Below are 5,371 nucleotides of genomic sequence, written 5' to 3' on the forward strand. Positions count from 1 at the left end.
GATTCCGGCCACGACGTACATCGCGTCGAAGTCCGGGCTGAAGGGAAAGGTGGCGAGCGTCTCGCCCCAGAAGCTGCCGCGCGACACCAGGTTGAGCACCGGGCCCAGCCCGGCGATGGCGCCGAAGATCAGCAGGGCCAGCATCCAGCGCCGGCCCCGGCCGAAGATATGGATGAAAAGAGGCAGCAGGCCGATCAGCAGGACCTGGCGCGCCGTGTTGACCGGGTTCGCGGCGAAGGCAGCCATTGCCAGCGAAAGGCCCGCGGCGCACCACGCCCAGAGCGTGCCGCGGCGCATGGCATGGATCGCCAGCGCCACGAAGCAGACCAGCACGATCAGCTTGGGCAGCGTCGAATAGACGATGTAGTCGACCGGCAGGTTTTCCTCGGTCCCCGGCATGCCGCGCGCGATGAAGTTCAGGTCGGGGCGGATGAACAGCGAGCCGAAGGCCGAGACCGCGCCGCTCAGCAGCAGCAGCGCCGGGTGGGCCACGCCGGCCACCGGCAGCTCGGGCGCCGCCGCGCGCGCGCGCGCCGGCGCCGGTGCCGTTGCGTCAGGCAGGCCCAGCCGGGCTGCTTCGACACCCGCCATGTACAGCAGCAGCAGCGTGAGCGCCTGCATGTGCGCCACCGGGCCGATCACCCCCGTGTCCCAGAACGAGACGTCGGCGGCGATCTGCATCGCCGGTGCCACCGAGAAGTAGGTCAGGATCGTGGCGTAGTGGATCAGCAGGAAGACGCTGGCCCCCGGCGTGCGGAGCATCGACAGCTGGACCAGCGACAGCGCGCACACCGCCGCATAGCCCCAGGCCGGCTCGAGCAGGCCGCACAGGAAGGCGATGGCGATGCCCGACCAGAAGGAGAGCGCTCTCATGGGAGGCCTTGTGCTTGTTTGTTGTTGCGTGGGGAGCCGGCGCGGGCTCAGGCGTGCGCCAGTTCCTGCGCGGCGGGCTGCAGCGACTTCTGGTAGTCCGCATAGGTGCGCTGCAAGCCCTCGGCCAGCGACACCGTGGGGTGCCATCCGATGGCGGCGGCGCACGACACGTCGAGCAGCTTTCTGGGCGCGCCGTCCGGCCGCGAGGGATCGAAGCGGATGCGGCCCCGGTAGCCCACGACCTCGCCGACCAGCCGCGCCAGCTCGGCGATCGTCTGGTCCTCGCCCATGCCCAGGTTGATGTGGGCGCACATCGGCGTGGTGTGCTGCTCGTAGCCCGCGCGGCTCAGGCCCATCACGGTGGTGCAGCCTTCGGCCATGTCGTCCACGTAGAGGAACTCGCGCCTGGCCTGGCCCGTGCCCCAGATCAGCACCTCGGGCGCATTGGTGGTCTTGGCAAGGTGGAAGCGCCGGATCAGCGCCGGCACCACGTGGCTGTTCTCGGCGTGGTAGTTGTCGCCGGGGCCGTACAGGTTGCACGGCATCACGCTGCGGTAGTCGATGCCGTGCGAGGCGCCGTACTGGCGGTTGTAGCTCTCGCACAGCTTGATGCCGGCGATCTTGGCGATGGCATAGGGCTCGTTGGTGGGCTCGAGCTGGCCGCCCAGCAGCGCGTCCTCGCGGATCGGCTGCTCGGTGATCCGTGGATAGATGCAGCTGGAGCCGAGGAACAGCAGGCGCTTGACGTTCGCAAGGAAGGCCTGGTGCGTGACATTGGCGGCAATCAGCAGGTTCTGGTAGATGAACTCCGCCGGATAGGTCATGTTGGCGTGGATGCCGCCGACCTTCGCTGCCGCCAGGTACACCTGGTCGACGCGCTCGGTGGCGAAGAAACGGCGAACGGCCTCCTGGTCGAGCAGATCGAGTTCCTCGTGGCTGCGCGTGACGACCTCGTGCCCGAGGCTGCCCAGGCGCTTCACGAGCGACTGCCCCACCATGCCGCGATGACCAGCAACGTAGATACGCATATGTTCTTTCGGTTAAAGGTTGAGGGTTGAGGGATGTGGCGCCTAGCGCGAGCCGCGTGCCCCGGCCACCACGAGAAAGGTCTTCAGGAGAATTGCGATGTCCTGGCGGATCGAGAGGGTGGCGACGTAGTCCGCATCCATCGCCGCGCGGCGCCGGTAGCTGATCTCGTTGCGCCCGCTCACCTGCCACAGCCCGGTGATGCCGGGCCGCACGGCGCAGTAGCTGCTCCAATAGACGCCGTACAGCTCCTTCTGGGCAAACATGCACGGCCTCGGGCCGACCACGCTCATGTCGCCCTTGAGCACGTTCCAGAACTGGGGCAGCTCGTCCAGGCTGTACTTGCGCAGCACCGCGCCGAAGCGCGTGATGCGCGGATCACGGTCCAGCTTCTGGTACATCTCCCATTGCCGCCGGGCCGCCTCGTTGCCGCGCAGGTAGCGCTCCAGCACGGCGTCGGCATCGGGCACCATGGTGCGGAACTTGTAGAAGCTGAAGACGCGCCCGTCCCGGCCGTAGCGCGGCTGCTTGTAGATGCCGGGCTTGCCGGAAGTCAGCAGCACGCCGATCCAGACCAGCGCGAACGCCCACCCCAGCAGAAGGAAGAAGCCGCCTGCCAGCAGCACGTCCACGGCCCGCTTGGTGCCCATCAGCAGCCGTGAATTGCCAGGCGAATGGACGGCGGCATCCGATCGCAGTGTGTTCATGATGCGGCGCTCGCACGGGCAGGTTGGGGAAGCTCGGCCACTGCGCTCGGGTACTCGTGCACCCGCGGCTGGTAGCCGCCGTAGCGGTAGGCCAGCTTGCCGTAGTAGCGGCGGCTGGTGTCCATCGCGTTCAGCACCACGCCCTGGAACTGCGAGCCGGAATGCCGCAGCTGGTTCGCGCTTTCCGACAGGTCGCCCAGTTCGTTGTCCCCGGCGCGCGCCACCATCAGCAGCGTGCCCATCCAGGGCGCCAGCTCGGCGGTCTCGGAAGCCAGCAGCATCGGCGGCGTGTCCACGATCACCACGTCGTAGTGTTCCGAGGCTTTTTCGAGAACCTCGGCAAAGGCGTCGCTCGTCAGGAGCGCGCTCGGGTCCGAGGGCAGCGCCCCGGTGGTCATCACGTCCAGGTGCCCGAGCACGCCCGTGTGGACGGCGTTCTGGAATTCGATCGAGCCGCGGATCAGTTCCGACAGGCCGCCGCGGCGCTTCAGCCCGAACATGCTTGCCAGGCTGCTGCGCCGCAGGTCGGCGTCGATCAGCAGCACGCGGCGGCCGGTCGAGGCGAGCACCGCCGCCAGGTTGCCCGCCACGAAGGTCTTGCCGGCGCCCGGCGTGGCGCTGGAGATCATGACGCGGTTGTTCGACGCCTTGGGCATGGCGAACTTCAGCGCGGTGCGCAGCCGCCGCAGCCCCTCCAGCGCCGGGTCGTTCGGATGCTGCGCTGCCAGCAGGTGCACGCCGGGCTTGGCGTGGCGAATGGCGCGGTCGAGCAGGGGCTGGTTCGTGCTGAGCGTCACGGTGCTGTAGACGTCCAGGCCCGTGTGGGTCTCGATCTCGGCCGGGCTGGCAATGGTCTTGCGCCACGACCTGCGCAGGAACGCGGAGCCCGCCCCGAACGAAAGGCCCGCGATCAGCGCGATGCCCATGACGATCGAGGGCTTGGGCCGGATCGGCTTTTCCGGGAGCAGCGCCTGGTCGAGCACGCGCACGTTGCCGATGCGGCCTTCCTTGGCCAGGCGCATCTGCAGCGAGCTGTTGAGCAGCGACACGTACAGGTCGGTGTTGACCTTGATGTCCCGCTGCATGCGCAGCGAGTTCTGCTGCAGCATGGGCATGCGGCGGATGCGCTGCTCCACGGTGCCCATCGCCTTCTTGAGCGAGGCGATCTGCGCGTCGACGGTCATCACGCTCGGGTCCCTGGACGTGAAGCGCTCGGAGAGCTCGATGCGCTTTTGCGTGGCATCGAACAGCTTCGTCTGCAGTTCCAGGTTCTGCGACAGCGCGTTGCGCGCCTCGTCGTCCAGGCTGATGGTTCCGTTCTGGTTGCGGTACTGGTTGTAGATTTCCTCGGACTGCTCCAGCTGCAGCTTGAGCTTGGGCAGCTCGGTGCCCAGGAAGTTGAGGGCGCGCTGCGCCTGGGCCGTCTTCTGGTCGATGTTCACGCGCACGTAGAGCTGCGCGACCTCATTGAGCAGGTTGGCCAGCTGCGTCCGGTTGCCGTCGCGCCAGCTCACTTCCACGACCGACGACTGCTTGCCCTTCTCGATCACGCGCAGCTCGCGCTGCAGGTCGAGCAGCACCAGCTGCTTGGACTGGCGCACCAGTTCGAAGGCCGCGCCGGGCAGGCCCGAGATCGAGCCGACCAGCAGGTGGATCGGGCCGAGCGGGGTCTGCGCGTCGAGCGGCACGCCGACCGTGCCGGCGATCGGCTTGTCCAGCTTGGGGTGGGTCAGCGTGTAGCTGCCGTTCGCGCCTGCGGTCAGCAGGAAGCGCTTGCCTTCGAGATCCACCGGCACGTCCATCTGCGCGACCACGATCTGCTCCTTGCCGCTCACGTAGCCCGACAGGCCCGCGAAGCCCGGCTCGGAGAGCGCCTTGGCGTGGCGCGCCAGCCAGGCGCCGACGATCGGCACGTACAGCGGCTGCGCCTCGATGTAGAGCTTGGTGTTCTCGATCGCCTGCTCGAGCACCAGGCGCGACTTGAGGATCTCGGCCTCGCCCGCGGTCGGCGTCTTGGCGTTGAGCGCGTTGCTCGCGGAGTCGCCGACCAGCGTGCCGCCCGAGCGGTCCGGGTCCTCGACCTGGATCAGCACGTTGGCCTCGTACACGCGCGGCCCGAACATGGCGTAGGCCGCGCCCAGCAGCAGCGCGACAGCGGTGATGCCCGCGATCCTCCACCGGTTGTCCAGCAGCAGGTCGACATGCTCCCTGAGCCTGGAAGGAGGGTTGTCGGATGCCGCGGCATCGGGGACCGAGGGAGCGGGGAGTGCAGGTTGCCAGTGCGCATTCATGGGGATCACCTTTGTGTGTTGCCTGGACGGGGTGGGGGCGCGGCTTCAGCGGCGGCTGGTGGTGCCGCCGAGGTTCACGACCTGCGCGGCGGGAAGGATCAGGCTGATCACGCGGTTCCAGCGCGCCAGCGGCACGGGGTCGATGTAGACCACGTCGCGCGGCTGCAGCTCGAAGCGGTCGGCCAGCGCCAGCGCCACCGGGTTCTTCGCATCGAGGTGGAACACCTCGGGCACGTCGCCGCTCGAATTGCGCACCACGTAGATCTGGTCGGTCGACGCGGTCTGCAGCGCCGGGCCGCCCGCATCGCCCAGCGCCTCGTTCAGGCTCAGGCGGCCGTCGCGCATCGTCAGGGCCGTCGGGCGCTGGATCTCGCCCATCACGTAGATGCGGCTGTCGTCGCGGCTGCCCACGTTCACGATGTCGCCGTTCTGCAGCGGGATGCGGGTCGGGTCGAGCCCCAGGCGCCGAAGCAG

General features: G+C 68.3%; 4 protein-coding genes and 1 pseudogene. All 5 read right to left on the minus strand.

The features are described from left to right. Nucleotides 1–873: hypothetical protein (locus tag AC1DOC_RS17490; RefSeq protein WP_478130166.1), on the minus strand; the 873-nt coding region annotated here is incomplete at its 3' end. Between the two features lie 47 nt (nucleotides 874–920). Then, complete coding sequence (locus AC1DOC_RS17495; RefSeq protein ID WP_012748290.1) at nucleotides 921–1,901, minus strand: GDP-L-fucose synthase family protein; 981 nt, start codon at nucleotides 1,899–1,901, stop codon at nucleotides 921–923. A 42-nt stretch (nucleotides 1,902–1,943) separates the two neighbouring features. Continuing rightward, nucleotides 1,944–2,606 carry a sugar transferase gene (locus AC1DOC_RS17500; RefSeq protein ID WP_012748289.1) on the minus strand — a complete coding sequence of 221 codons (663 nt, stop codon included), beginning with the start codon at nucleotides 2,604–2,606 and terminating at the stop codon, nucleotides 1,944–1,946. Beyond that, nucleotides 2,603–4,897 (minus strand): polysaccharide biosynthesis tyrosine autokinase, encoded by a 2,295-nt coding sequence (locus AC1DOC_RS17505; protein WP_012748288.1) that lies wholly within the window; start codon nucleotides 4,895–4,897, stop codon nucleotides 2,603–2,605. Before AC1DOC_RS17505 ends, AC1DOC_RS17500 begins: the two co-directional genes overlap by 4 nt. 45 nt (nucleotides 4,898–4,942) lie before the next feature. Further along, a pseudogene (locus AC1DOC_RS17510) lies at nucleotides 4,943–5,371 on the minus strand (polysaccharide biosynthesis/export family protein); the annotation flags it as partial.

The organism is Variovorax sp. 01T439_2 (assembly GCF_056398445.1).